This is a genomic window from Streptomyces sp. NPDC034111 (assembly GCF_055575375.1).
Map to the genome: position 1 here is coordinate 1,155,949 of NZ_JBVIST010000001.1, position 26,506 is coordinate 1,182,454.

20 protein-coding genes and 1 tRNA gene are annotated in these 26,506 nt (G+C 71.3%); 11 read left to right on the top strand and 10 right to left on the bottom strand.

Features of this window, described 5'->3' with window-relative positions; genetic code table 11:
* Positions 1-175: 175 nt before the first annotated feature.
* The 3 genes from ACZ55A_RS05095 to ACZ55A_RS05105 form a co-directional block, all read right to left on the bottom strand.
* Complete coding sequence (locus tag ACZ55A_RS05095; RefSeq protein ID WP_468833770.1) at positions 176-1,024, bottom strand: single-stranded DNA-binding protein; 849 nt, start codon at positions 1,022-1,024, stop codon at positions 176-178.
* A 197-nt stretch (positions 1,025-1,221) separates the two neighbouring features.
* Entirely contained in the window at positions 1,222-3,186 is a 1,965-nt protein-coding gene (locus tag ACZ55A_RS05100; protein WP_468834686.1) for a GTPase, read from the bottom strand.
* Between the two features lie 1,037 nt (positions 3,187-4,223).
* Positions 4,224-6,239: an ATP-binding protein gene (locus ACZ55A_RS05105; protein ID WP_468834689.1), complete on the bottom strand. Its 2,016-nt coding sequence runs from the start codon at positions 6,237-6,239 to the stop codon at positions 4,224-4,226.
* A 311-nt stretch (positions 6,240-6,550) separates the two neighbouring features.
* Between ACZ55A_RS05105 and ACZ55A_RS05110 the strand changes: the two genes are divergently transcribed.
* Positions 6,551-6,623 (top strand) — tRNA-Arg (locus tag ACZ55A_RS05110).
* Between the two features lie 39 nt (positions 6,624-6,662).
* On the opposite strand, the gene ACZ55A_RS05115 is transcribed toward ACZ55A_RS05110, so the two are convergent.
* On the bottom strand, positions 6,663-7,007 hold the full coding sequence (locus ACZ55A_RS05115) for a hypothetical protein (RefSeq protein ID WP_468833777.1): 345 nt from the start codon (positions 7,005-7,007) through the stop codon (positions 6,663-6,665).
* Between the two features lie 475 nt (positions 7,008-7,482).
* On the opposite strand from ACZ55A_RS05115, the gene ACZ55A_RS05120 reads away from it, so the two are divergent.
* The 3 genes from ACZ55A_RS05120 to ACZ55A_RS05130 all read left to right on the top strand — a co-directional run bounded on the left by ACZ55A_RS05120 (position 7,483) and on the right by ACZ55A_RS05130 (position 10,235).
* Positions 7,483-7,851: a peptidase inhibitor family I36 protein gene (locus ACZ55A_RS05120; RefSeq protein WP_468833784.1), complete on the top strand. Its 369-nt coding sequence runs from the start codon at positions 7,483-7,485 to the stop codon at positions 7,849-7,851.
* A gap of 139 nt (positions 7,852-7,990) precedes the next feature.
* On the top strand, positions 7,991-8,869 hold the full coding sequence (locus ACZ55A_RS05125; protein WP_468833789.1) for a hypothetical protein: 879 nt from the start codon (positions 7,991-7,993) through the stop codon (positions 8,867-8,869).
* 484 nt (positions 8,870-9,353) lie between these two features.
* Complete coding sequence (locus tag ACZ55A_RS05130; RefSeq protein ID WP_468833796.1) at positions 9,354-10,235, top strand: GNAT family N-acetyltransferase; 882 nt, start codon at positions 9,354-9,356, stop codon at positions 10,233-10,235.
* An 83-nt stretch (positions 10,236-10,318) separates the two neighbouring features.
* Here ACZ55A_RS05130 and ACZ55A_RS05135 read toward each other — a convergent pair whose 3' ends face one another.
* Positions 10,319-11,740 carry a mobilization protein gene (locus tag ACZ55A_RS05135; RefSeq protein WP_468833802.1) on the bottom strand — a complete coding sequence of 474 codons (1,422 nt, stop codon included), beginning with the start codon at positions 11,738-11,740 and terminating at the stop codon, positions 10,319-10,321.
* A gap of 374 nt (positions 11,741-12,114) precedes the next feature.
* Here ACZ55A_RS05135 and ACZ55A_RS05140 point away from each other — a divergent pair, with 374 nt between their 5' ends.
* Complete coding sequence (locus ACZ55A_RS05140; protein WP_468833809.1) at positions 12,115-12,741, top strand: response regulator transcription factor; 627 nt, start codon at positions 12,115-12,117, stop codon at positions 12,739-12,741.
* A gap of 181 nt (positions 12,742-12,922) precedes the next feature.
* A complete protein-coding gene (locus tag ACZ55A_RS05145) occupies positions 12,923-14,761 on the top strand; it encodes a choice-of-anchor C family protein (RefSeq protein ID WP_468834692.1) in 1,839 nt (612 codons plus the stop codon).
* On the opposite strand, the gene ACZ55A_RS05150 is transcribed toward ACZ55A_RS05145, so the two are convergent.
* Positions 14,730-16,055, bottom strand: coding sequence for an AfsR/SARP family transcriptional regulator (locus ACZ55A_RS05150; protein WP_468833814.1), 1,326 nt, complete (start codon positions 16,053-16,055; stop codon positions 14,730-14,732). The genes ACZ55A_RS05145 and ACZ55A_RS05150 overlap by 32 nt on opposite strands.
* 551 nt (positions 16,056-16,606) lie before the next feature.
* Here ACZ55A_RS05150 and ACZ55A_RS05155 point away from each other — a divergent pair.
* The 4 genes from ACZ55A_RS05155 (at position 16,607) to ACZ55A_RS05170 (ending at position 20,791) form a co-directional block, all read left to right on the top strand.
* Positions 16,607-16,999 (top strand): hypothetical protein, encoded by a 393-nt coding sequence (locus ACZ55A_RS05155; protein WP_468833821.1) that lies wholly within the window; start codon positions 16,607-16,609, stop codon positions 16,997-16,999.
* Positions 17,000-17,483: 484 nt separating this feature from the next.
* A complete protein-coding gene (gene putP / locus ACZ55A_RS05160; protein ID WP_468833827.1) occupies positions 17,484-19,043 on the top strand; it encodes a sodium/proline symporter PutP in 1,560 nt (519 codons plus the stop codon).
* Positions 19,044-19,336: 293 nt separating this feature from the next.
* The gene (locus tag ACZ55A_RS05165; protein WP_468833831.1) at positions 19,337-19,993 is read left to right on the top strand and encodes a choice-of-anchor C family protein; all 657 of its coding nucleotides are present in this window, start codon (positions 19,337-19,339) and stop codon (positions 19,991-19,993) included.
* A 153-nt stretch (positions 19,994-20,146) separates the two neighbouring features.
* Entirely contained in the window at positions 20,147-20,791 is a 645-nt protein-coding gene (locus ACZ55A_RS05170; RefSeq protein ID WP_468834694.1) for a choice-of-anchor C family protein, read from the top strand.
* Positions 20,792-20,838: 47 nt separating this feature from the next.
* Here the strand turns inward: ACZ55A_RS05170 and ACZ55A_RS05175 are convergent, their stop codons facing one another.
* The 3 genes from ACZ55A_RS05175 to ACZ55A_RS05185 form a co-directional block, all read right to left on the bottom strand.
* Positions 20,839-21,555, bottom strand: a complete 717-nt coding sequence (locus tag ACZ55A_RS05175; RefSeq protein ID WP_468833835.1) for an MBL fold metallo-hydrolase — start codon at positions 21,553-21,555, stop codon at positions 20,839-20,841.
* Positions 21,556-21,627: 72 nt separating this feature from the next.
* Positions 21,628-22,731: a baeRF2 domain-containing protein gene (locus ACZ55A_RS05180; RefSeq protein WP_468833839.1), complete on the bottom strand. Its 1,104-nt coding sequence runs from the start codon at positions 22,729-22,731 to the stop codon at positions 21,628-21,630.
* Between the two features lie 462 nt (positions 22,732-23,193).
* Complete coding sequence (locus ACZ55A_RS05185; protein WP_468833842.1) at positions 23,194-24,513, bottom strand: FAD-dependent monooxygenase; 1,320 nt, start codon at positions 24,511-24,513, stop codon at positions 23,194-23,196.
* 106 nt (positions 24,514-24,619) lie between these two features.
* Here ACZ55A_RS05185 and ACZ55A_RS05190 point away from each other — a divergent pair, with 106 nt between their 5' ends.
* On the top strand, positions 24,620-25,402 hold the full coding sequence (locus ACZ55A_RS05190; protein ID WP_468833849.1) for a TetR/AcrR family transcriptional regulator: 783 nt from the start codon (positions 24,620-24,622) through the stop codon (positions 25,400-25,402).
* A 23-nt stretch (positions 25,403-25,425) separates the two neighbouring features.
* Here ACZ55A_RS05190 and ACZ55A_RS05195 read toward each other — a convergent pair whose 3' ends face one another.
* Positions 25,426-26,484 carry an alpha/beta fold hydrolase gene (locus ACZ55A_RS05195; protein ID WP_468833853.1) on the bottom strand — a complete coding sequence of 353 codons (1,059 nt, stop codon included), beginning with the start codon at positions 26,482-26,484 and terminating at the stop codon, positions 25,426-25,428.
* Positions 26,485-26,506: the final 22 nt, after the last annotated feature.

Below are 26,506 nucleotides of genomic sequence, written 5' to 3' on the forward strand. Positions count from 1 at the left end.
AAAGAACTCAACAGCCGAACGTCAGTCCCCGTGAGCCCCCGTGAGTACTCGTCGGATCTTATGGAGCAGGCGCATCACGGTCCCCAGCAATGCCCTCCCATAAGCGATCCGAATCGCAATCGTTATCGATACTCGGCATCCTGACCTGGCATTATCGATAAATCCCCGGGCCCTTTCATCCCACTGACACCTTCTGCACCGTTTCGCCCCGCCCGGCCGACGACCGTTTCACGAATACCGACGCTGCTGCCTTGGGCACCGCCGAGCCCCCCAAGTGCGGCGTGGGCACGGCTGTTGGGGGTGACGGGCGTGGGCGCGGCGGGGGCGGTGCCGGGCCCTGTGCGGTGGTTGGCTCGGTCGTTGGGGAGGATCCGCGCGTTGAGGCTGCGCCCGCCGGCCCCGCAGTTGGCGCAGGTCCCGGAACCGGGCCCGCAGTTGGTCCCGGTGTGGGGGATGGCTTCGCGGCTGCCGAAGTCGCGTCGGCGGTCAGCGGGGCCGGTTGGTCCAGGTCCGGATGCGGTTGCGGCTGCGGCTGCCACTGGAGCCGCGCCTCCGGGACGGGGTCGGCTGCTGTCCGCGCCGCCCGCGCCACACGGCGGAACGCCGACGTACCGCGGGAGAGATCGTGACCGATCGCGACGGCATCGACCTCGGCGGAGAACCAGCGCTGTCCGCCCCGCTCGGGAGGCTGCTCCCCCTCCCTCAGCCGCAACCGTCCCTGCACCACGAGCGGTTCGCCCACCGCGACCGACGCGGCGACATTGTCGGCAAGCCCGCGCCACGACCGGACCGTATAGAAACTTGTCTCCCCGTCCGTCCAGCGTTCCTGTGCCTTGTCCCACCGTCGGGACGTCGCCGCCAGCCGGAACCTCGCCACCGTCACGCCCGCCGTCGTCAGCCGGTGCTCCACCGCCGTCGCGGCATTCCCCACCAGCGTCACCATCGTGTCGTTCACGGAACACGCCTCCCCCGCGTCCTGTGCGCTCGCCTCTGTCGCTCGCGCTGCGTTGACCTCATGCTGCATGGATTCGGCGAAGCCCGCGGAGGCCTGTGGACGGGTGGCCGGCTGTGGACAACTCGGCCACCCGGAAGAGTGCCCCAGCCGCGCTCAACGCCGAAGTCCGCAGTCCCACGCCTGACATCACACACCCGACCTCACACACCCGACGTCCCACGCCTGACATCACGCACCTGACGTCACGCGGCACCCCCCATGCGGAGTCAGACGCCCGACGCCACCGCGTACTGCTCCCGGACCTCGCGATAGCGCAACAGCTCGGCGGCGACCGGCTCCAGCACCCGGGCCCGCCCGCAGCCCGCCGCCGCACTCCGCAGCCGCCGCTCGGCATCCTGCCCGTAACGCCTGGCGGGCCCGCGCGCCACCACCCGGCACATCCACGACAGCGCCGGCCCGCCCACCGAGCCGATGGCCGCGGGCAGCAGCCCGGAGACCCAGGCCGTCGCCTCGCCCATGCCGGTGACCACCCCCAACAGCCACAGCACACCGACAACTTGGAGTACGGACATCAGCCCCTGCAACGCCGCGGCCACCGCCCACCAACGCGGCTTCACGGCCGGCCCGCCCCGTAGCGACTCCTCCGCATCGGCCGCCACCTTGTCCAGCGCCTCCGGCAGCCCGTGCGCACCGCGTTCGGCCGCCTCCCGCACCGCGTGCGCCCAGGGCGCCGGCAGCCCACGCGCCGCATCCCCCGCCACGTTCCGTACGGCCTGCTCCACCACCGGCCGCGCCGCCGCCCGCCCGTCCACCGCGACCCCACCGGCACCGCCGGCACCACCGGCACCACCGAGACCGCCGGACGATGCCGCCGTCCCGGCCCCCGCATGGCGCCCAGTGCCGGTCCGCCCCCCAGAACCGGTCCGACTCCCAGCAGAACCGTTTCGAGTGGCAGCGGCACCGCCCCGCCCCCCGGCAGCACCGGCACCGACACGTCCCGCGACTCCCCGCCGCCCCGTCACCCCTCGCCGTCTCCCCGTGCCCGTCCGCCCACCGGCGTCGGTCCCCGGCACCCCCGCCGCCCCCGTCATTCCCGCAGGTCCCTCCGTCGCCTCCGTCGCCTCTGCCCCCTCCAGCCCCGGCGACCCCACACCCCACCGACGACTCCCCCGCCGCCCCCGCATCCGCGTCCACGGTGAGCCACACGCGCGCTCCGCATGCCGCAGCCAGTCGCGCTCCGCCGCGCGCCCGGTGGCCACCGCCCCGACCGCCTCCGCCAGCCGGTCGTCGAACTCCGCGCGGGCCTGTTCCGTCAGCCCGACCCGGGTCTGCGCCACATACACCGACCGCAGTCGCTCTGCGGCCGTATCCACATCGGCCGCCAGCCTTCGGTCCGCCGCACCCCGTTCCGCCACGAACTGGCCAAGCGCCTCACGCAGTTCCCCGACGCCCTTGCCGGTCGCGGCGGACAGCGCGAGCACCGCCGCCCCGGGCTCCCCGTGTTCGCCGAGTGCCAGCCCGTCCTCGTCCAGCAGGCGCCGCAGATCGTCGACCACCTGGTCCGCGGCCTCCCCGGGCAGCCGGTCCACCTGGTTGAGAACGACGAACATGACCTCGGCGTAGCCCGCCAGCGGCCGCAGATACCGCTCGTGCAGGACCGCATCCGCGTACTTCTCCGGGTCCACCACCCAGATCACCGCATCCACCAGCTCCAGCATCCGGTCCACCTGCGCACGGTGTTCGGTGGCCGAGGAGTCGTGGTCGGGCAGATCGATCAGGATGAGTCCGCGCAGCTCGGCGCTGCCGTCCGCGGGTACGTGACGGCGGTGTACGGGGACGCCCAGCCGGTTCAGCAACTCCTCAGCGCCCGGCCTGCCGCCCGGCCACACACAGGCCACCGGCTCGGCGGTGGTCGGCCGCCGGGGCCCGACCTGCGAACGGTTCGCCCCGGCCAGCACATTGAACAGCGACGACTTCCCGCTCCCCGTGGCCCCGGCGATGGCGACGACGGTGTGCTCGCCGGACAGCCGGTACCGCTCGTCCGCCACCTCCAGCACCCGCTGCGCCGCCTCCAGCGTCCGCCCGTCCAGCCGGGTCCGCGACAGCGCGATCAACTCCCGCAACGCCTCCAGCCGCTCCCGCAGCCCGTCCCCCACGGCCCGCCGCCCCCCGTCCGCAACCCATCGATAACCGCTGCCACTTGCGCCCCCTGCCACCGCGTCCGCCGCCATCCGCGGCTGGATCAACGCCTCACCATCGCCCTGCGCCGCGGGAAGCGAGGCACGGTGCGGCTCACGGTGAGGTTCGCCGGGCGACGCACAGTGCGACTCATGGTGCGGCTCGCGGTGCGGCTCACGAGGCGACTCACCACGCGATCCGGCGCGGGAGGCGTGACCCACCGCGTCCCGCGATCCGGTGCGTGAACCGACGCCTTGTCCAGTGCCTCGCCCGGCGCCTGGCCCGGTGACCGACCCGGTACCAAGGCCGGCGCCCGACCCGATGCCTGATCCCACGCGTGACCCCATGGCTGATCCGGTGGCTGATCCGATGAGCGATTCCGCGCGCGCTCCACCGCATGAAGCCGTACGCGCTCCGGTAGGTGAGCCGCCAGGCAAGCCGGCGCGGGATACGCCGCATGACTCCGGACGTGACGCGCCACGCGACCCGGCGCGGGATGCGCCCCATGAGTCCGTAGCCGACCCGCCAGGCGACCCGGCGCGGGATACGTCCCATGCCCCGTCGCGTGACGCGCCATGCGAAGCGGCGCGGGAAGCGTCGTGCGACGCTGCGCGTGGTTCGCCCAGTGATCCGGTAAGTGGCTCGACGTATGACATGGCGCATGATTCCTCACCCGCTTCCTCACCGTCCGCCGCAGCACCCTCGGAAGCCGCCACAGACGCTGCCTCTGCCTCCACCCCCATCTCAGTCACCCCAGTCGTCCCAGACATCCCGTTCGCCCCGGTCTCCCCGGTCTCCCCGCTAGGGCCCATTCCCCGCTGCTCGCCGCCCCCATTCCGCGCCCTCCGCGCAATCAGCCCGTCGTCCCACGTACCGCCCCTTCCCCCCGCCACCCGTACAACCGACTCCCCACCCGCCACCGGGCCCTCACCCTCACCGGATGTCACAACCTCCTCATCGCCGCTCGCCACCCCGTCCCCCACCGCCGCCCTCCGCCGGTTCTCCGCCGCGCCGTTCTCCTCTTCCTCCTCTTCTCCCGCCCTGCGCCCCGTCCCCGGGCTCTCCCCGGCCCCGGTCACCGTGCAACCGCTCACCCGGACACCTCCTCCTTGGCCAACCCCAACTCCACTGCGCGCCCGGACCCCGCCCCCGAGCCCGAACCCGAACCAGCCATCGGCACGGGCACCGGCACCGTCCCCGACACTCCCCGCCCCACCCGCCTCCGCTCCGCCTCCCCCTCCTTCGCCCTCTCCTTCTCCGTCTGCCGCTCGCGCTGCAACACGGACAGCGCGGCGATCAGCTCCGCCTGCTGGTCCGGCGGGACGGTCAGCTGGTCCAGCGGTGCCAGCCGCCGTTCACGCTCGCCGTGCAGCGCCCGCTCCAGATACGTAGTCAGCAGCCGGCTGCCCCGGTCACAGAGCCGTAGCGCGGTCTGCGCCCCCAAGAGGTCGGCCAGGTTCTCGCCCGCCGTACGGGCGCGCCGTCCGCCGAGCAACGCTGTGGCCAGCAGCGCCGCCGACTCCTCCGGCTCCACGGAACCCACGCGCTCCCCGGCCTGCCCGGCCCGCGCCTCACGGGTCTCCTCCTCGGCCAGCTCCTCCAGGCACCGCCGCCAGCGCCGTACGACCACGCCCAGCCGTTCGCCGGCACCCGTCGGCCCGGCGGCCGCCCTCAACGAGACCTCCGCCGCTGCGGGGTCGCGCCGCCAGGCGTCCGCGGCCCGCTCGTCGGCCTCCTCCACGGCGCAGGCCAGCAACGAGGTGAGTCCGTCGGTCAGCGCGTCGAGCAGCTCGTCCGGGCGGCCGCCCAGCCCGTGGTCACGCCAGTGGGCGCGTGCGTCACCGGCCAGCACCTCACCGGCCGCGACCTCCCGCCGTACCCGCTCCGCGGCCCGCTCGTACGCCTCCTCGACCCGCCCGGCCAGCCGCAGCGCCGCGGCGTGCTGGGCCGCGGCGGCCCCGGCCAGTGCCGGGAGGCGGCTGCGCAGCGAGGAGATCGCACCGGCCGCCGTACGCTCCGCGGCGGCGGCACGGGCCACGGGGTCCTTGGCGTGCCGCTCCAGCCAGTCCCGCAGCGCCGCGACCGCGGTGGCCGGCAGCAGTCCGCTCCCACCGCCGGCCGACTCGGGCAGTTCGGGAATAGTGAACCGCGGGACGTGGCCGAGGCCGGCCCGCTGTAGAAGTTCCGCATACCGCCCGGAGATATCGGTGGCGATCTGATGCGGGACCCGGTCCAGCACGGTCACCAGCGTGACGTCGTACTCCTTGGCCGTACGCAGCAGATGCCAGGGCACGGCATCCGCGTACCGGGCGGCCGTGGTGACCAGCACCCATACATCCGCCGCGCAGATCAGCTCCGCGGCCAGGTCCCGGTTGCGGGCCACCAGCGAATCGATATCCGGCGCATCCAGCAACGCCACCCCGCTGGGCAGCGCCGCATCCGCCTCGATCCGCACGGTCAGCGCCCCCGGCGAGGCCCCCGGCGCCCCAGCCACCCCGCCCGCCCCAGGCACACCCCCACCCCCACCTCTACCGCCATGCCCACCGTGCCCACCACGCCCGCCGTGCCCACTACGCCCGCCGTGCCCGCCAGGCCCGCCATTGGCGCCAAGATCCACACCTACCCGTCCACCACCGCCGGTCTCCGCCCCCGCACCCCCAAAGGTCCGATACACATCCGCCGCGGAGCCAGCACCGCCCGCGTACTCCCCCTCCCCCTCGCCCCCGTCATCCTGTTCGGGGACCCACACCCGGGTGAGCTGCGGGAGCACCCGCGGCCCGGCGAACCAGTGGACATCGTCGGGATGGCACACCAGCACCGGCGTACGCGTCGTCGGCCGCAGCACCCCGGCCTCCGAGACACGCCGCCCGACCAGCGAATTGACCAGCGTGGACTTGCCCGCCCCGGTCGACCCGCCGATGACCGCCAGCAGCGGGGCCTGAGGCGCCCGGAGCCGGGGAATCACATAGTCGTCGAGCTGGGCGAGGAGCTCGTCCCGGTTGCGCCGGGCCCGGGCAGCGCCCCGTAGTGGCAGCGGAAAGCGTGCGGCATCGACGCGGTCGCGCAGAACGGACAGTGCGTCGAGCAGCCGGGGTCGTACGTCCAAGGTCGCCACATGTGAAGAATGCCCAATTTCGTTAGGTTTTTGAAGCGTATAACCCCTTGTGCGCGCCGCAAGAACCCCCATAGAACGGGACAAGTGATCCATGGGACGATCGCGACAAGTGAGACGCAGGCATAACGAGTGCACAACACCCGCTGCACGAGACGCCAAAAGCGGTGCAGGATTCGTACCTGCCTGCGATTATCGGGACCGCTTCACCGAACCTCCACAACGTGCCACGGAGGTGAAGCAACCGGGACGAGGCACCCGGACCTCTATCCTTGTCCGCGGTCCGTGATCCACGTCCACATCCGGCCCCCGTAGCTCAGTGGATAGAGCAGGTGCCTTCTAAGCACTTGGCCGCAGGTTCGAGTCCTGCCGGGGGCGCTCTCCAAGACCTTCCCTTCGGGAGGGTCTTTTTGCTGGTCAGGGCAGGTTTGGCCGCACATACGAAAGCGCCGGACCCTCCCCGATGATCACGGGGAGGGTCCGGCGCTGTCCGGCTGCCACCGGGATTCTGCGGGTGGCTGTGTCGAATGCGTGGCGAAGCTGCCGCAGCTGATCAGTCGGTTCGTGGAGCTCGGGGAGGTCCTCCTGGGCCTCGATCCGTCGCTTCAGGTCCGGAAGCTGCCCGGAGATGCAGCCGGCGCAGAACGCCAGCAGGACCGGGACGCTGTTGCCGGCCCGGTAGGCGACCTGCGCGGGCGGGATGACGTCGTTGAGCCACTTGGTCAGGCGGCTGTGCCGGATGTCGTGGATGCGTCTGCCCATCGGGGAGTCGTGCTCGCGCTCGGTGCGCTCTGCCGTCGCCGAACATCTCGGCCGGGCTGCCTAGCTATCACCCGGTAGGCGGGCGCATCGGCCTCCTCCTGGAGTTTGCTGGAGCTTGCGCAGCTCATAGGCGAAGCGCTGAACAAGACCGCCCAGCGGATCGAGCGGATTCTGCGGACTGCCCCACTCGCCTTTACCTCCTCCAACGCGTGTGCACCCAGGCGCAATTGAGCCAACTCCGTCCCCCAGATTGCGGATCTCCGGGTCATCCCCTCCGCATCGTCTTCTGCGGTACGGCTCCCCTGTGCGGCGGAGGCGGATCGTCAGCGGGGTCGAGGCTGCCTGGCGTTCTCGAGGGCTTGAATCGTCGTGGCGCAGGGACTGGCCGCACTGCCTCCTTCGGGGCATACGCGGACCAATCGCGGACGCCAAGCTCACGTACACCACGTGAGAATGGCCAAAAGGGGAACACATCATGTGTATCCATCACATAGCCGCTGCGGGTGCTGCCGCTGCTGCGCTCTCGCTCGGTGCCGCGCTGCCGGCCTTCGCCGATGCCCACGCGGGTGTCGCGCCCAAGCTCAAGGGCGCGAACGTCAAGGTCTACGTGGACGCCAACTACAAGGGCGCGAGCACGAGCACCCAGACCAGCCTGCCGCGCCTGAGCCCGTACGGCTGGAACGACAAGATCAGCTCTGCCAAGAACTTCGGCAACCGCACAGTCACCTTCTACCAGCACACCAACTACAAGGGCGCCTCGTTCTCCCTGGCGCCGGGCGACCGTGAGGCGCACTTCGGCAACCGTGGCCTGCCCGACTCCACGAGCTCCATCAAGTTCCGCTAAACAGCACGTTCCGTCAGCAGCGAACTGATGACGGGCGGGGTGCGGCATCCCAGGGCCGTACCCCGCCCCGCCTGCGACCCCACCCCGCTCCACACACACCGCGCACCGCACACCGCGCACCGCATGACGAGAGGCAACCATGTCGCTCTCCCGCGCCCGGGCCGCCACCGCGCTCGCGCTGCTTCTGGCCACCACCGCCTGCACAGCCGTGCAGCAGGAGCCCGCGCCCGCCGGGCACTCCACCGCACCGCCGCCGTCCGCGAGCCGACAAGCCGGCCGGCTGACGCTGCCGCTGGACGCCTATGCATCGACGACGGCCGAGACCTACGCGGTGGAAGACGCGCTGGACATCCTCATGCGCCGGTGCATGAGCGACCTGGGCATGGAGTGGAAGACGTTGCCCCGGGTGAGCGCCCAGGACATCGAGCCGCCGAACCTCGGCCGTTACGGAGCCGTCGAGGCGGATGCCGCCCACTTCGGCTACCACCCGCGCCCCGCCCCGGCGTCGGTGGTGCGGCGCAACCGTGCCTGGGACGAGCGCGAGGCGCTCCCCGCCGAGGTACGACGTGCGGCCTACGGGCCCTCCGGCAAGGGCGGGTGCCTCAAGACCGCCCAGCACCAACTCGTCGGCAACACCGCCCCGCCCGACTACCACGCGTTCAACCAGCTGACCGGCACCGCCCTGGAAGCCTCCCTGCGCGCTCCCGAGGTGCGCAGTGCCATGCGTGAATGGCGCGCATGCATGGCGAAGGCGGGCTCTGACTACGAAGACCCCCTGGCAGCTGCTGGCAGCCGGCGCTGGGACACGGCCGAGCCCACGCCGACCGAACGCGCCACCGCCCGTGCCGACGTGGCCTGTCAACGGTCGACAAAGGCGGTGAAGGTATGGGCAGCGGCCGAGACCCGCGTTCAACGCCGCCTGATCCAGCAGAATGCCGACCGCCTGCACAACGCCAAAGTCCTGAAAGGCCGCTGGCTGGCAGCTGCCCGGCGCGTCCTGAACCGTGAGGGCGGCTGAGGCAGGACCCGGACACGTCTGGGGCACCCACGGAGGGGGCCTGAGTGAGGATGACGCCCGCGGCGGCTTGTTCCCCTCGCAACGTCCACCAGCGGGCTCCATAGGCCAGCACCCGCTACGTGTCGGATCTGGGGGCCACGGCTGGGACCACATCAACTCCGCCAAGAACCCGGGCAACCGCGGCCTGCTCGGCGCAGGCGCCCTCTTGTTCCGCTGACAGCGAGCCGATGCAGGATGACCAGGCCCAGGCTCCGATCTCAGCTCTGGTCTCGTTCACTCACGTCCAGCGCAGAGTGGGGAGCTTCTGGAGCGGCACGGTAAACCCTTTGCTGCTTCTGGAGGGGAGCAGCTACCTTCTGCGGGCCGTCGGCCGCCCAGGCCGACGCCGTCGCCGTCGCCAAGGAGGTGTGCAGCACATCCGCACGACCGGTCAGCAGCCGACCCCAGGTCCTGACAGCTTCCACCTCTCAACGACGGAGACACCTTGTCCGTTCGCATCACTGCGCTGACCGACCCCGACACCAGTCTGGCCGGCCGCCGTCTGGCGTGGCTGGCGTCCGACTCCGACGGAATACCCGTCGGGTCGGCGTTCCTGCGTCTTTACTCCCAGATCGGGCAGGACCACCTCGCCGCACTGGAAGTCCAGGTCCATCCGGCCGAGCGGCGGAACCGCACCGGCTCCCGGCTCCTGGACGCGGCGTTGGCCGCTGCACGTCAGGACGGCCGACGCTGCATCATCACCCAGGCCGAAGCCGGCTCTCCCGGCGACCGTTTCCTGCTGGCCAGCGGCTTCCGCAGGGTCCTGACCCTGATCTACACCCGGCTTTCGCTGGCCGAGGCGGACATCACCGCGCTCACCGAGATCACCGAACGGCCGCATCCCGGCTATCGGCTGGCGTCGTGGGAGGGCGTGGTCTCCGACGACCTCGCCGAGACGTTCGTCGCGTCGCGTCGTGCCATGGACGACATGCCGATGGGCGGCACCGACTTCGGCACGGTGGCCTGGGACCTGGACCGGGTCCGGGCCGCAGCGGCGGCCGTCGAAAAGCGTGGTGATCTGCTGCACACCGTCGTTGCCATCGACGAGTCGGACGGCTCGATTGCCGGATTCACCGAACTGGTCGTCCCTGGTGATGGCAAGAGCGATGGCCAGCACTACGGCACCGGCGTCCTGCCCGAGCACCGCGGGCACGGCCTCGGACGGTGGATGAAGGCCGCCTCGATTCTTCAGGCCCTTGAGCGGTACCCGGACCTTGGCGGTCTGCTGACCGACACGGCTGACAACAACCCGCACATGAGGCACATCAATGACGCGCTCGGCTATGCGCCGACGCACACGGCATTCGAGTACCAGCTCGATCTCTAGGGTGACGGGCCGGGTGTCCGGCGGTGCGCGCGTGTCAGTTATCTGCATCGGAGGATGCTCGTCGGCGCCCCTGCCCGCCTGCGCTAACGCCGACGGCGGTCGCGGGCGGCCAGGGCCCGGATGCTGAGGGCCGGGCGTTGGGCGAGGCGGTGGATGCGCCAGGTGAGGGCGTGGGCCGGTGAGCGGGCGTCGTTCAGGTTGGGGTGGTGGGCAGCCTGTTGGAGGAGTCGGGCAGGCTGGTGGCCGCTCGCTTCGGCTTCCGCGAGGACGGCGCACATCGCGGCCCAGGCCGGGTCGTACAGGATCTGCTGCGCCTGGTCGGGCACGGCTTCGTGGACGAGTTGTGCGTAGTGCGAAGGGTTCGCTGTTGCCGGGATGTGCAGGGAGAAGCCTGCCAGGGGCTTGGCGGCGGCCAGGTCGTAGGCGGCCTGTAGGTGCCGCAGGGTCCGGCGGGCGGCGATGACCTGCTGGTCGTGCCAGCGGAGTCGGTGCCAGCGGATGGCGGCGATGACGACGAGGACAGCTGAGTCGAGAAACATCGCGAGCGTCGCTCCGTGCGACTGCACCGGGCCGCGGCGCATGGCTCGGACGGCGTTGCGCAGGGCGCAAGCGTGGGGGTGGGGGTGGATGTGGGGGTGGTCGCCGCGGGTACGGGGGCGGACGCGGGGGACGCGTTCGAAGGCGAGGGCCGCCAGTTGTAGTTGGGCTCCGATGTCGTGGGGAGACAGGGACGGGAGGGCGGCGAGGGCTTCAGCGAAGGCGGCGAGGTGGGCCTGGGCGGCTGCGTCGTCGTTGCGAGCGAGGAGCGTGGGTATGCGTTCGGTGGCGGCGGTGGCCTGGTGCCAGGGGTTGGGTGCGGGCCGGCCCTCTTCGTCCTCGGCGCGGGTGGGGCGTGGGGTGGTGGTGTGCTGGGCGCGGCTCACCTGGTGCAGGCCGTACTCGCGCTCGATGGCGGCGAGTTCTTCGTCGGTCGCGGCGAATTCTTTGTCGGTAGCGGCAAGTTCTTTGTCGGTAGCGGCGAGTTCTTTGTCGATGAGGGTGAGTTCTTCGTCGGTAGCGCGGTGATTGTTGGGGTGTTCGGAGGGGCGGCGGTCGCCTCGTGCGGTGGTGGCGAGGATATGGATGTGGTCGTCGGCGTGGCGGACGGCGATCCAGCGGCTGCCGTCGTTGTCTTTGGGGGCGATGCCGGTGGCGTGCACGAGGCGGTGGGCGATGGCTGACCAGTCCGCGTCGGTGAGGATGCGGTCCTCGGGGGCGGCTTGTACGCGGCAGTGCCAGATCTGAGGTATGGGCGTGCCGGGGCCGGGCTGTTCGTTCCCAGGGGTGAGGGCCGTGAGGAGCTGGGCCTGGGCGTCCGGGACGTCTTTGGAGCGGCCGGGGTCGGGCGCGGCGCCGTTCCATGAGGCGACCAGGTGCGGGTCGGTGTGTTCGTTGGCGAGGCCGGGGCCGTAGAAGTAGGTGAGCAGGCCGCGGATGTTCTTGCTGCGGGTGATGTCGGCGAGCAACCAGGCCGCCTCCTTTCTGAACGCCGCGCGGTGCGCGCGGGCTGTGGGCGCCGCGCGGTGGCCGGGCAGCTCGTGTCGCCGCCATCGTTGCGGCGGGTCGGAAGTGCCGTAACGGCCAAGGAGGCGGCGGTTTGTGAACTCCTCGTGCGCGATGGGGCGTTACGGCCCCGGGCGGTGTGTGCCGTGCGTCTGCGGGGTGAGAGGGTCGGTGAAGCGGTGGTCGCGCAGTAGCGCCACTCGTTCGCCGGAAGCCCGCAGTTGGCGTGACAACCGTGTGTTAAGTCCGTGTTCAGTGGACGCCCAGCGCGACGAGGATGCTTGCCCTCCGAGACGCCGCATGACCGACGGCGTCCTGTGCCTGTCGAGGAGCATGGATGGACCGCATTCCCGTGTGTATCCGCGCGGACGATCCGATCTCACAGCTCGGAGTGACCGCGGAGCTCAGACCGCGGCCAGAGGTGCGGGTGGTCGGAGCCGACGAGATGGACGAGGCGCGGGTGGCCGTGGTGGTGACCGGTGCGGTGACCGAGGAAACCCCGCCGGTCCTGCGGTCGGTCGCTGCCCAGATGAGCGAGGCCCGGCTGGTGCTGGTCACCCCGGAGATCGCCGAGTCCGATCTGGTGCCGGTGGTCGAGGCAGGGGTGATGGGCGTGGTCCGCCGCAGGGATGCCACACCGGAACGGCTGGTGACGGTGCTGAAGTCGGCCGCGGCGGGAGAGGGAACCGTGCCTCCGGACCTGTTGGGCCGGCTGCTCGACCAGGTCGGCCGGGTGCAGCGGCATGTGCTGGGGCCACGCGGTCTGGACGTCAACAACCTTACGGAGCGGGAGGTCCAGGTGCTGCGGCTGGCCGCCGAGGGGTTCGACACCGAGGAGATCGCGGCCGCGGTCGCCTACTCCGCACGGACGGTGAAGCAGGTCCTCCACGACTTCCAGAACCGCTTTCAGCTGCGCAACCGGTGTCATGCCGTGGCGTACGCGACGCGCAACGGCCTGATTTGAGGCGGAGGTTGACCGGTCGGGCGGCGGACGGCGCGTTGCCCTATGGGGCGCATTTCGCGGAACACCCGAACATCGTCGGGCGGCGCGTCTAGGGTCTCTCGGACAAACGCTTCCCGCTGCCGGGACCCGTGCAAGAAGCGGCCGGGAGGCGCGTCCGGTCGGGTGCGGAGTGTGGGTGGCGATGGCGGGGAAGCCGGAGCAGGGTCGGGAGCCGGGCGAGTTCGCGGAGCGGGGGCCCGGTGCGCGGGGCGAGCAGGGCGACGCCGAACTCATCGTGCGTGCCCGGGCGGGGGACGAGGCCGCCTTCGGTGTCCTCTACAAACGTCATGTGGAATCGGCTCGCCGGCTGGCCGGGCTCTACGCATCGACCCCGGCGGATGCGGAGGACATCGCGTCCGAGGGGTTCACCCAGGTGCTCAGCGCGGTACGGGCCGGTGGTGGCCCGCGGGAGGCGTTCCGGCCGTACGTGCTGACGACGGTGCGCCGGATCGCGGCCAGGAGGGCGGCGAGGGCGAAGCGGGATGTCCCCACGCCGGAGCTGGAGAGTGTGGCGCCGCTGGTCCCGTTCGAGGACCCGGTGCTGGCGGATCTGGAAGTGTCGCTGGTGGCACGGGCGTTCGCGGCGCTGCCTGAGCGGTGGCAGGCCGTCCTGTGGCACACCACGGTGGAAGGGGAGAGCCCGGCTCAGGTGGCGGTGCACCTCGGGTTGTCGGCCAACGGGGTCGCCGCGCTGGCCGTCCGCGCCCGTGAGGGACTGCGCAAGGAGTATCTCCAGGCGCATCTGTCCGCGGAGAAGCTGGAGCGGGAGTGCCGCCGGTGCGCGGCAAAGCTGGCCGCCTATGTCCGCGGTTCGCTCAGCGGGCGGGCCCGGGGAAGCGTCGAGGCTCACCTCGCCGAGTGCGACCGCTGTACGGCGTTGCTGCCCGAGCTGCGGGAGATCTCCGGTCGTCTGCGCGGCGTCCTGGCCCCGCTGCTCCTGGGGCCGCTCTTCGCCGGGTACTTCGCCTCGCCGGCGGACGGATCAGCGGATGCGGCGGCGGACGGATCAGCTGACGCGCCGGCGGACGGTGCGGCGGAGCCGACCGCGCCGAACGACCACACCGGGCTCGGCATGGGCGTGGCGGGCGGCCGTGCTTCCTCGCAGGCCGCGGTGGCCGTGACCGCGCTGGCCGCCGTCGTTGTCGCGCTGGGGGCGGCCGGCACGCTCCTGCTGCCCGAGGACCCCGCCTCACGTTCCCGCGCCGCGGGCAGGGCCCCGCTCACCGGGCCCCGTTCGACCCCGCCGTCCCCGCCGGCGTCCGCCTCGCCGGGGCCCGTCCCGTCCCGCCCGACGCCTCCCTTATGGCGGGAGTCGCCGCCGGGCGACCGCGGCGTGGGGCCAGGTCCGGATCCGACCGCGGGCGACCCCACGGACCGCGTCACCGAACCGCCCTCCGACGACCCGTCCGAAGCCCCGTCCGACGGTCCGTCCGACGGTCCGTCCCACGCCCCCTCGGGCCGCCCCGCCCCCGTTCCCGACCCCCGGCTGAGCGGCGGCGCCTTCGAGTCGCCGTCCGTGGGTGAGGCCTCCAACGTCCGCTACGGCACGGGCCAGTTCATCGGGGGATGGCGGGTCGAGAACTCCGTGAGCCTCACCGGTACCAAGGAGTGGCGGCCGGCGAGCGGCACACAGGCACTCGACCTGAACGGCGATCCGCCCGCCGCAAACGGAGCGATCAGCCAAAGCTTCGCCACCAAGCCTGGTCAGCAGTACACGGTGAGCTTCGCCCTGGCCGGCAACCCCATGCACGGGGCCGCCGTGATGTCCCTGACCGTCCAGGTCGCCGGAGTCTCGAAGGACTTCTCCTTCGACACCACCGGGCATTCGCCCGCCGCGATGGGGTGGCGGCCGGAGACCGTACGCTTCACCGCGACCGGTCGCCGGACCACCCTGCGGCTGGCCAGTACCAGCGATCCGAACAGCCCCTGCGGGCCGGCCGTCGACGACATCAAGGTCGTGGCGCGCCCGCCGCGACACTGAGCCGTCCGGCCGCGCGGGCGGCGGGCCCGTCACCGCGTCTCGGCCAGGTGGGCACGGCCGGCGCGAAGTTCTGGGCGACGTCGGCAGCCGGTTCGTCGGCATCGAGGCCGAGTGCGGCGAGCGTGGCGAGGTACCGCCGTCGGGCCTGCTCGGCGGCGGCGGGTGCGCCGATGCGGTGGTAGGCCCGCAGCAACAGGTGCCACCCGGTGTCGTGAAAGCGGTCGATGGCGAGACACTTCTGGGCCGCGGCCACGGCCTCCTGCACATTGCCGGCCTGGAGTTCGGCGGCGGCGAGTTCCACGGCGGCGTCGGCGGCCTGACGCCGGTAGAACTCGCGGTCCTGTTGCAGCCATTCGGCGGGGCCGTCCTCGGGGAGCAGCTCACCGTGGTACTGGGCGAGTGCGTCCCGTAAGCCCTGCACGGCCGAGGCGGTGTCCCCGGTTGCCTTGGCCTGCCTGCCCCGGGTCAGCGCGGTCTGGAACGCGAGGGTGTCGAGGTAGGCGTCGGAAGGCAGGCTGAGCAGGTACGCGTCACCGACGCGGACCAGCAGTCGTGGTTTGCCGCGGTCCCGGTCAGGTTCCAGAAGACTCCGCAGAGTGGAGACGGCCACCTGGAGACTGGCCGTGGCCGACTTGGCGGGCATGCCCGGCCAGAGAGCCTCGATGAGGGCCTCGCGGTGCACGGGCCGGCCCGCCCGCATGGTGAGCAGCCTCATGGCGGCGCGGGCGCGGGGGCGGACCCTCGTCCAGTCGATCACCCGGTCACCCACGGTCATCCGGAAGCCGCCGAAGCATCTGATCGCCACCCGGGGGCTCCGCTCGTCGGTGTGCGTGGAGGGCGGCAGCGCATGCCCTCGGCCGAACGGGCCGTTCGGTGCGGTGGCCGGCAAGGCGCCGGTGGAGCCCGGCGAGGCGGCGTACCGGGTGCCGCGGCGCCGCTCGGCGTCGGGGCGGCGGACCGCGAGCTGCCCGGCGGCATCCCCGGCGGCATCCCCGACGCTCGTGGGGTGCCCGCTCCGTACGGCACCGGGTACGAGGTCGGCCAGGGACGAAGCCAAGCGGGAGAGTTCCTGGCTGGTGCCCTCGTGGCCGCCGTCCGCGTCGTGGATCAGGCGGAGGGCGACCCGCAGCAGCCGCAGCCCGACGTCAGCCGTGGACAGCTCGTCCGTCTCCGGGCCGTTGGCGCGGTGGCCGCCCGCGTCCTCGGCGAGGTGGCCCCTGGGCAAGGGCGCGTCAGGCGCTCGTACGTCGGCATCCTTCACCTTTTCCTGCTGCGCTTCACAGTTCGTGTCCACACCTACACAGAGACGTCCGGGGCGCAGCTATGACGGCAGAACTCCAAGATTTTTCCGGTGCGGCCGCAGGAACCCGCTCAACGGCACCTGTACCGGCACTGGCGCGGCCGCGACGCTGCCGTACGGCGACCGCGGCACCGCGTCCAGCCGGTGGCCGGCCGGCGGGTGCCCTATCGTGCGGCTCAACCACCCCAAAATCCGCCCGTATTACGGCTGCGGAGGGGCGTTCCGGACGCTGACCATGTGACGGGCGGTCGATGCGGCCGGTGACCGCGGAGGAGAAGGCGACCACTTCTCCTCCGCCGTCGCCGACGCGCCCGCCCATGGCCCGCCCGACGCGGCCGGATCCTGGCTGTGGGCGGGAGGGAGACCGGCCGGTCGGGCGGCGCCGGGCATGGGGCGGGGAACTCGTGACCGCTCCCCCGCCCGGCGGGAACCGGACGCGAACACGTCGGCAATTCCGCGCTGTCACAAGCCATCGGCTGTGGGAGAACGACGAACCGGTCCGGATATCGGTCCTGCGCGACGGAGACGGTGAGGAGCCGCTACCCATGCACACCGACACATACAGACCATCCGCTCTGCCCACCATCGGGGGCTGCGAGTTACAGGCCGCGGGCGTCGACTGGGACGCGGTCCGTGTGCCCCGGGGCGTCGGCATACGTGCGCTGGCGAGCCTGGGGGCCCGCAGCGGTGCCGTGATCGAGGACCCGGGCGAGCCCGCCGTCTACTGGTTCGTCCGTGAGGGGTCGACAACCGGGTGGGACGTCCCGGAGACCCGTCCGCTCAGCGTGACCCAGCACCTCGTCGTGCCGCCGCCGCATCGCGTCGAAGGGCCGGGGCCGCACTGGCGGATCCGTCCCACCGACGGCCGGCTGATCACCGACGTCCGGGCGCTGCGTACGGCCATCGAGGGCGCGGTCGCACCGTTCCGAAGTCCTTGAGATTTACGGTCCTTGAGATCCGAGGTCCTTGAGGTCCGCGGCCCCTGAGACCCGCGGGCCCTGAGACCAGGCGGCTCGACCGCTGCCCCGCCGGATCCGAGCGGTTCGCCACCGGTATCCGGGCCGTTCGCCGCCGGATCCGAGCGGTTCGCCGGATCCGAGCGTTTCGCCACCGACTGCCGGGAGCCCGGCACGGCCGTACGACACATGGCCACGGGCGCCCGGCCCCAGACGCCGTCCTCTCCTTTCCCCCGGGGGACGGCACGGCCCGCTCTTCGCCGTCGAGCGGGCCCCAACAGCCGTCCCGTCCCGCTTCGGCCCCACTGCCAACCGGAGCGGGACGGGGCGGCCACGGCATCAACGACCAGGACAGACAGCGCAGTTGCGTAGCACGGGGCCGGGGATCCGCCACCGCGGCCGAGAATCACCGCGGTCGAAGACGGTCGCGGTCAGCCTTGTTTGCTTTGCGCCGAGGGAGAATTGGGTGGAGCCACAGACCGTCGCACCAGCAATGATGGTGTTCGGGATCTTCATCATCGTGATGATCATTATCGGGATCTGGGCCTACTGGGAGACCGATAGCTTCCCTGAATTCGTGCTCGGCGGCCGACGGCTCAACTCCCTGGTCACCGCCTTGTCGGCAGAAGCCAGCGATATGTCGGGCTGGCTGTTCCTCGTCCTTCCAGGTGCCGTGTATGCAGAAGGTGTCGGCGCCATGTGGGTCGTCGTCGGCCTCATCATCGGCACGTACCTCAACTGGCGGTTCATGGCACCGCGGCTGCGCACCTACACCGAACGCGCCAACAACGCGGTGACCCTTTCCGCATATCTCGAAGAACGATTCGAAGACCACAGCGGGATTCTTCGCATACTCTCGGCGACCGTCACCGTCGTGTTCTTCACCCTCTACGTAGCGAGCGGATTCGTGGCGGGCGGCCTGCTGTTCCATCAGATTTTCGGCGTCAACTTCGCATTCGGCCTCACCGTCATCGCCGGGGTGATGGTCCTCTACTCCCTCCTCGGCGGATTCCGCGCCGTGTGCACGACTCATGTGGTGCAGGGCACCCTGATGCTCTTCGCGGCGTGCGTCCTCCCCCTCGTCATCCTCGGGCACCTCGACGGCCTCTGCGCGCTGCGCCATGCGATCGACGAGAAGAGCCCGGCACTGCTCGACATATGGGCGAAGGCCGATTTCTCCGACGGCCGGTGGGGCACGGGCGAGCCCCTGGGCTTCATCGCGGTGAGTTCCCTGCTCGCCTGGGGACTCGGCTATTTCGGGCAGCCGCATATCCTGGCCCGCTTCATGGCCATTCGCAGTACGCACGACATTCCGGTCGCCCGGCGTATCGCGGTGAGCTGGGTCGTCCTCTCCCTGACCGGGGCGAGCCTCGTGGGGCTCCTCGGTATCGCGGCGCTCCACCATCCGGTCGACCGGGAGATGGTCTTCATCGAACTGGTCAAGCAGTCGGTCAACCCCTGGTTCGCCGGCGTGCTGTTCGTGGCGGTGCTGGCGGCGATCAAATCGACCGCGGACAGTCAGTTGCTGGTGACGGCAACCTCCCTCACCGAGGACTTCTTCCGTGCGCTCCGCAACCGCCGGGCCTCGGACGCGACATTGGTGACGGTGGCACATGCGGCGCTGGTCGCAGTTGCGCTGGTCGCCTACGTGATCGCGCTCGACGGCGGCACCGTGCTGGACATCGTCGCCCATGCCTGGGCCGGCTTCGGTGCGGCCTTCGGCCCGGTGCTGCTGCTCTCGCTCTACTGGCCGCGCATGACCAAGGCAGGGGCGACGGCCGGCATCGTCACGGGTGCGCTCACGGTCGGCGTGTGGAAGCACATCGACCCTCTGCTCGGCCCGTTCCGGACCGGTGTCTACGAGATGGTGCCGGGCGTACTCGCGGCCACAGCAGCGGCACTGCTCTTCGGGACCTTCGTCGGTCTCCCCCCACTGCGCTCCTGGGCAAGCGAGGTTCCCCGTCGCGCTGCCGCTGCCAGCGGCCGTCACAGCGCACGTCCGGTGCGCAAGGGTCTGCGGAATTGACGTACACATTCACCTCCTCTTGCCCTGCCTGAGCGCGCTGCGGCACGTTTTTGTTAAGCACCCGGAAAGCGAAATCTCCTTACCGGGGAAATCCTCCCCATTGGGTGCCGGCGAGTTCCCGAACTGCTGCCCACAATGGCCTTTCCGGCGCTCATGACGCGTCGCCAGAATGGCTTTGCCCCCAGCGGGCGAACGCCGGAAATCACTTCTCCAGCGAACCAATCGGCAGCCCTTGATGAAGCTGCCTGTGACATCTCACGCCATTGCTTCACGACAACTACCGAAAGGACATCATGCGGGCCATAGGTACTTCCGTCACCGCCTTCTCCGCGACGGTCCTCCTTCTTGCCGGGGCGGCCACCGCGACGGCCGCCCCGGCAGACACCGGTGGCCGGGCGAGCGGCCCGGCCGCGCCATCTGCCGCCGTCAGTCACTTCGACGACGGCAGCTTCGAAACCCCCAAGGTTGCGCCGAATTCGTTCCACACCTTCACGGCAGGGCAGTTCATCGGCCCGTGGAAGGTCACCAGGGGGTCGGTCGACGTGAAGGGCGCCGGATACTGGCAAGCCGCCGAGGGCGACCAGTCCGTGGACCTCAGCGGCACCGAAGGGGGCGCGGTGTCCCAGACCTTCACCACAAAGCCCGGGGCCAGGTACACGGTGACGTACTCGCTCGCCGGCAACCCCCACCCCGAGGGCCCGACCCTCAAGACGGGCAAGGTCCTCATCGACGGGCAGAACGTCCAGGACTTCTCCTTCGACACGACCGGCAAGACCTACCGGAACATGGGCTATGTGAGGCGTCAGGTGACCTTCGTGGGCACCGGTGCGTCCACGACCCTGACGTTCGCCGGCACGACCACTCCCAACACCGCCAGCGGCGCCGTCATCGACGACGTCACGGTCGAACGCTGCACGTCCCACTGCTGCGCGTCCTGCGACGACGACTGAGACCGGCCCAGGACAAGCGACGCCCGAGCACACCCAACTGCCCTGACCCGGCTACGCGCTGCTCAGACAGCCGGCCGTCAGGACACCTCAGACCACTTCGCATCAGATCCCTTCACATCAGATCACTTCGAACCGATGACCCGAGAGGACACCATGCCGGCCTTACGCACCTACCTCACCGCAGTCACCACAGCGACCCTCCTTCTTGCCGGGGCGGCCACCGCGACGGCTGCCCCCGCAGACACCAGCGGCCGGGCGAGCGGTCCGGCCACCACATCCGCCGCCGCGGTCAGCCGCTTCGACGACGGCAGCTTCGAAACCCCCCAGGTGAAGCCGAACACCTTCGACGAATTCGCGGCGGGGCAGTCCTTCGGCCCCTGGAGAGTCACCCGCGGGACCGTCGACCTGATCGGCGCCGGCTACTGGCAGGCGGCCGAGGGAGACCAGTCCCTGGACCTCAACGGCAGTGACGCGGGGGCCGCGTCCCAGACCTTCACCACGAAGCCCGGCGTCAGGTACACGGTGACGTACTCGCTCGCCGGCAACCCCGAACTGGGCGGCGTCCCGGCCCTGAAGAGGGGCAAGGTGCTCATCGACGGCCAGAACATCCAGAACTTCTCCTTCAACGTCACCGGGAAGACGAAGGCGAAGATGGGCTATGTGAGGCGTCAGGTCACCTTCGTGGCCACCGGCCCGGCCACGACTCTGACGTTCGCCAGCACCACTCTCCACAGCGCGACCGGACCGGTCATCGACGACGTCACGGTCGAACGCTGCAAGCCCGACTGCTGCGACTGACCATCGCCCGGGGCACCTCAGTCCCCGTCAGTGCCCCTCAGTTCCCCTCAGTGCCCTGACGCAGTGATCCGCTGCGCAGGCTCTGGATGTTGACCGTGGCCCCGGTGAAAGCCGGGGCCACTGTCCCGTGATCGGGCAGCCGGCGTCACGGGCTCCGATGTCAGCGTGTACGTCCGGCCCTCGCGGCCCCACTCGCCCCACGCGGGCCGCAACCCCGCGTCCATCGCGCGCAGGCACGGGCGACCGATATGTGCGTAGACCAGGCGCCGCACGCCGTGCCCTGCCGCCTCGCGGCCGACCTCCAGCGCGTCGAGGTGGCCGCCGACCCCGCCCCGGAAGCGGATCCGCCGATTCCAGCCGGACGCTTCCGCGAACATCAGGTCCGCGCCCTGTGCCCAGGCCGGGAACTCCCAGAACTCCGGCGCCCACACGGCCGTCACACCGCCGGCCTCTATGAGGTACCCGCAGGTCGGATGCGAGGTGTGTGCCACCGGACAGGCACTGATCCGCATCTCACCGAGCTCGCAATCCGTCATGCGGGGCACGACACCACGGTCCGCCGCCATCCGGCGCAGCGCCGAACGAAGCTCGGCCCGTTCGTCGGTCACCAGCCAGGCGTCCAGGCGCTGCGGCGGCTCGGCGCCGGGCCCACCGTCGAATGCGACCCGGTCACGGCGGTAGCGCACCAGGAGCCCGGCCGGCGCGAAGCGCGGCGAGTTCATCGCTCCGATCCCCAGCAGTGTCAGCCGCAGCCGCCACGTCACTGGCCTCACCTCCCGGCCCGGGCTCGGTAGCGGCCGCCCCGGCCGCTCCCGTTGACCGGCCGGCCGTCCGCTTCAGGTCGGCTGTGCGGGATCGAGGTAGCGCAGGAGCACGCCCACCCCCTCGTGAAGCCGCAGTTGCTGCTCGGGTACCAGGACGAATTCCGCTCCGGTTCCCACCAGGGCGCGGGTCAGGGCCGCGTCGGCCCGCTCCTCACGGACGGTCCTTATGCCGTAGGAGCGCAGCTCGTTCTCCGTGAGGGCGAGCTGGCTGGGCTCCGGACCGACCCACAGCCGCAGGGGCGACTCCGGGTGGTTGTTGAGGAAGAGGGCTCTGACCTGGCCGCGTTGCAGTGCCGACACGGCGGCCCCCAGCCCTTCGGCGGATGCTCCGTCGTGTGCCCGCTGGGCGAGGAAGGCCTCCAGGAGTTCGCGGTCATGTGCGGCCATCCGTCCGCTGAGCAGGCGGTCGAGTTGATCCTCGAGCACGGCACGCCCCGGCTGTGGCGCGGCGCTTCTGTCGACGGTGGTGGTCAGCCTGCGCAGCGGCTTGGGGAGCCGGCGGGCCAGGATCCCCCGTGCCCATACGTCTCCCGCGAGCACCAGGAGTTCGGCATCGAGCCGCCGCGCTTGCGCCTCCAGCCGACGGCCCAGCCGCCCGGCCGCGTGTGGCCATTCGGTCACGGGAACGTCTTCGTGCAAGCGTTCCCCGGGCGCGACCTTGGTCAACGGCCATGTGCCTGCCTCGGCGTCGATATGGACGGTGCCGAGCGCGTCGGTGGAGTGCCGCCCCGCGTACTGGATACGCACAGCCAGGTACGGAATCTCGGGCGCATGCTGAACGATGAGCGGCATGGTGTCGGGCAGCGTCCCGAAGTGGGCCGTGTCCTGGACGGGCGGGGCGGGCAGCTCACCCTGCAAGATCAATTTTCCGTGCGCGGTGAACAGGGCCTGTCCGTGCGTACCGGGCACATCCGTATCGTTACCCACCGTGCCCGCGACGGCGGCCACGGATTCCGGATCCGCGCCCTCGGATATCAGGGCCTCTCGCAGATGGCGCCAGCGCAGCGCGATCGCGGCGTCCGGGTCCTCGATGGCGCCGTCGCGCGAAGTGTCCAGGTACACCGAGGCGAACGGCCCGGCTTCTTTGCAGAGAGGTTCGAGAAAGGAAAGTCGCATCGCCACTCCTAAGGCGGATCGTCGACATCTCCGGCCGCAGTCGGCACCCGGCCGTACTCACCAGGCGGGCCACGCCGCGATCTATGCCTCCTGTCCATGATGCGCGTCCGGCGCCCCCGGCCGCGCGCCGGGACGCCGGACCGCGCCGCCGAGCCAGCAGGCGGCGTTCTTCACCGCTGTCCAGGGCGGAGGGGTGGCCCGGTGCGTTGCCGGCGTCACCGCAGCCCGCGAGCGGCGGCGTGGCATCGGGCCAGACGCATACCGACCGCCAGTGGAACTGGTCCTGTTCCGCCTGCTCCACGGAGAAGTGGACACGCTCGTCGGCGCTCAGTTCACGGAAACCCTCGGACTGAACGGCCGAGTACCACCTATGCGGTACGCCCATGGCGGGGCCGGGGCTCTGGCCGAGACCAGAGCCAGGCCGGGCGGGAGCCGGCCCCAGGTGCAGGGCCAGCCCGCCCGCTAGGAGCGCGCGGCGTGGGCCGGTGACGGGTAGTCGTTCAGTGTGATGGCTGCGGAGATGTCGTGGCCCTGTTGCAGCACGGCGGTGACGGCGGCCGGGTCGTTCAGGAGGGCGTTGCGGGCGTCCAGGGCCTGTGGGGTGAGGGGGGCGAGGAATTCGCCTGCGCCGCGGCCTCCTTGCTGGCATGTGGTGACGTAGGGGCGGAGTTTCTGTTCGTAGCGGGCGAAGGCGGCCTGGTGGTCTTCCCCGGCCAGGGCCAGTTCGCCGGCGAGGACGTAGGCGCCGATGAGGGCCGAGCCGGTGCCCATGCCGCCGAGGGTGGCGCCGTAGGCGGCGTCGCCGAGGAGGACCGTGCGGCCCGTGGACCAGTGCGGGACATCGACGCGGCTGATGGCGTCGAAGTAGAGGTCGTCGGCGTCCCAGAGGGTCTTGATGAGTTCGGGTGTGCGCCAGGCGGCCCCTTCGTAGGCCTGGGCTATCGCCTGCTTCTGGGAGTGGAGGTTCCGTCGGTCGTAGCGGAGTTCGGTGGCGGAGGCGAAGACGCAGAAGGCCTCGCCGGCGTACCCCGGATCGGCCGCGCGGCGCGGGATACGGCCGACGGTGGCGAGCCGGCCCGGTTCGCCGTAACCGACGGGGCGGGCGGCGAGGTCGCCGGAGGACTCGGGCAGGTCCCAGGCCGCGACGTAGTAACCGAGGTGGCTGACGAAGTCGGACTCCGGGCCGAAGGCCAGCCGGCGGACCATGGAGTGCAGGCCGTCGGCGCCGACGGCCAGATCGAAGGTGCGCGGCGCGCTCCGCTCGAAGGTGGCCTGTACGCCGTCGGCGGTTTCGGTCAGGGAGGTGAGGGAGTCGCCGAAGAGGTACTCGGGGGCGGGGCCGTCACCGGCCGGGGCCAGACTGTGTTCGTAGAGGACCCGGGAGAGGTCGGAGCGCAAGATCTCCACCTCACCGGCGGTGAACTCCGGTGGCATGGCGGACAGTTCGCGGCCCCCGGCATCGATGAAACTCATGGGTGCGACGCCGCCGGTGGCGTGTGCCTCGATGGCCTCCAGGACGCCCATGTGTTCCAGGACCGTACGGTGTGCGGCCCCGCGGAAGTCGACCGCGAAGCCGCCGCCGCGCAGGGCCGGGGCCATCTCGACGACCGTCACCCGGTGGCCGTAGCGGCGGAGCCAGTAGGCCAGCGCCGGGCCGGCCACGCTGGCGCCCGAGATGAGGACTTCGTACGGCCTGGTGCGCCCCGGCCCGCCGTACGCGGTCCCGTTGTGCCCCGTGCTGCGGCCGGTCCCGTGGTGTCGCTGCGTGTTCCCGTGCGTCATCGCACACTCCCCCGTTGTTCGTCGTCCTGCGGAAAGGTCGGTCAAGAGAAACTGTATCCGACGGACACTGTTCTGTGTACCCCGGACACAGTTTTAGGATGCGAGGGTGGCTGGAGACGATGAGAAGCGCAGCGTGTTCGGGGACCAGGCGGGCAGCGTGGAGCTGCTGTGGGGCGGGCGCGAGCGGCCCGGCCGGGGCCCCAAGCCGGCGTTGAGCCTGGAGCGGATCACGCAGACCGCCATCGCCCTCGCCGATGCCGGCGGGCTCGCGGCGGTCTCCATGCAACGGGTCGCGGGCGAGCTGGACTTCACCAAGATGTCCCTGTACCGCTATGTGCCGGGCAAGAGCGAGCTGGTCGCGCTGATGATCGACGCGGCGATGGGGGAGCCGCCGCGCCCGCCCCGGCCGGCCGGCCCCCCGGGACGCGATGCCGGCGGATGGCGGGACGCGGTGCGCTCCTGGGCCGCGGCCCTTGCGGCGGTGTACGCGCAGCACCCCTGGCTGCTGGACGCCATGGTCGGCCCCCGGGTCATGGGGCCGCATGAACTCGGCTGGACGGAGCGGGCGGTGGCCGCCCTCGCGGACACCGGGCTGAGCGGCGCGGAACAGCTCGATGCCGTGGTCGTGGTGAGCGGCCACATCCGGGGCATCGCCCAGGTGGCGGCCTCGATGGGGCCGGGCGGCGGGCGCACGAAGGACCCCGAGCAGGCCATGAGCACGGCGCTGAACGAGCTGCTGGCCACCCGCGGCGACCGCTTCCCGGCGGTCGCCGCGGCCTTGGCCTCCGCCGAGGCGGAAGAGGGCGCACGCAATCAGGCGTGGGAGTTCGGCCTGGAGCGGATCCTGGACGGACTGGAGGCCTATATGGGCACCCGTACGGACAGGTGAGGCGGCGCGGGGCGCCGTGCGGGTCAGGCCTTCAGCGACCCCAGCCAGTTGAGGAGCAGGGCGTTGACCTCCTCAGGGCGTTCCTGCTGAACCCAGTGGCCGCAGCCGTCGAGGATGTGGGAGGCGGACAGGGCGGGGAGGGTGACCGGGAAGGCCTTGATGGCCTCGGCCATCCAGTGGGTGGGGGCGTCGCGTTCCCCGCCGATGAAGAGAGCCGGCTGGGTGAGCGGGGCTCCGTGCCAGGCGGCGAGGTCCTCCCAGTCCCGGTCGACGTTGCGGTAGCGGTTGAGTCCGCCGGTCAGGCCGGTCCGCTCGAACTCGCCCGCGTAGAAGTCGAGATCCGCCTCGGTGAGCCAGGCCGAGGGGGCGGCACCGTCGGTGAAGCGGTCGGAGAGCCGGCCGCCCCGGGGGACCGAGAAGAGCGGGAAGCCTTCCTGGCCGGCCGGTGACGGGGCGTCGCCGGAGAGGCCGGCGTAGAAGCCCGCGAGCCAGCCGCGGACGTCGGGCTCGATCTCCGCCTCGGCCCGGCCCGGCTCCTGGAAGTAGGAGATGTAGAACTCCTCGGCGCCGCCGAGCGCCGCGAAGGCCTCGGTGGGCCGGACCGCGCCCCGGGGTGCATACGGGACGCTCAGCAGCGCCACGGCGGTGAAGAGATCGGGCCGCAGCAGCGCCGTGTGGGCGGCGATCGGTGAGCCCCAGTCATGGCCCACGAGGACGGCGGTCTCCTCCCCGAGGGCACGCAGTACGCCGACGTTGTCGGCGACATGGGCCAGCATCCGGTAGGCAGGGATGTCCCGTGGTTTCGACGAGCGCCCGTAGCCGCGTACGTCGATGGCGACCGCCCGATAGCCGGCGGCGGCGAGCGCGGGGAGCTGATGGCGCCACGAGTACCAGGACTCGGGGAAGCCGTGGACCATGAGGACGAGGGGGCCGGAGCCCTGCTCGACCAGGTGGATGCGGCCCCCGGGGACCTCCACCGTGCGGTGGACCGCGTCCGGCAGCGGCGTGGAGCCGTGGGGTACCGGTCCTGGGCCGGGCGGCGAAGTGGGCTGGGCAGGCGGCGTCTTGGCGGGCGACGACATGCATCCTCCTCGGTAACGGCCA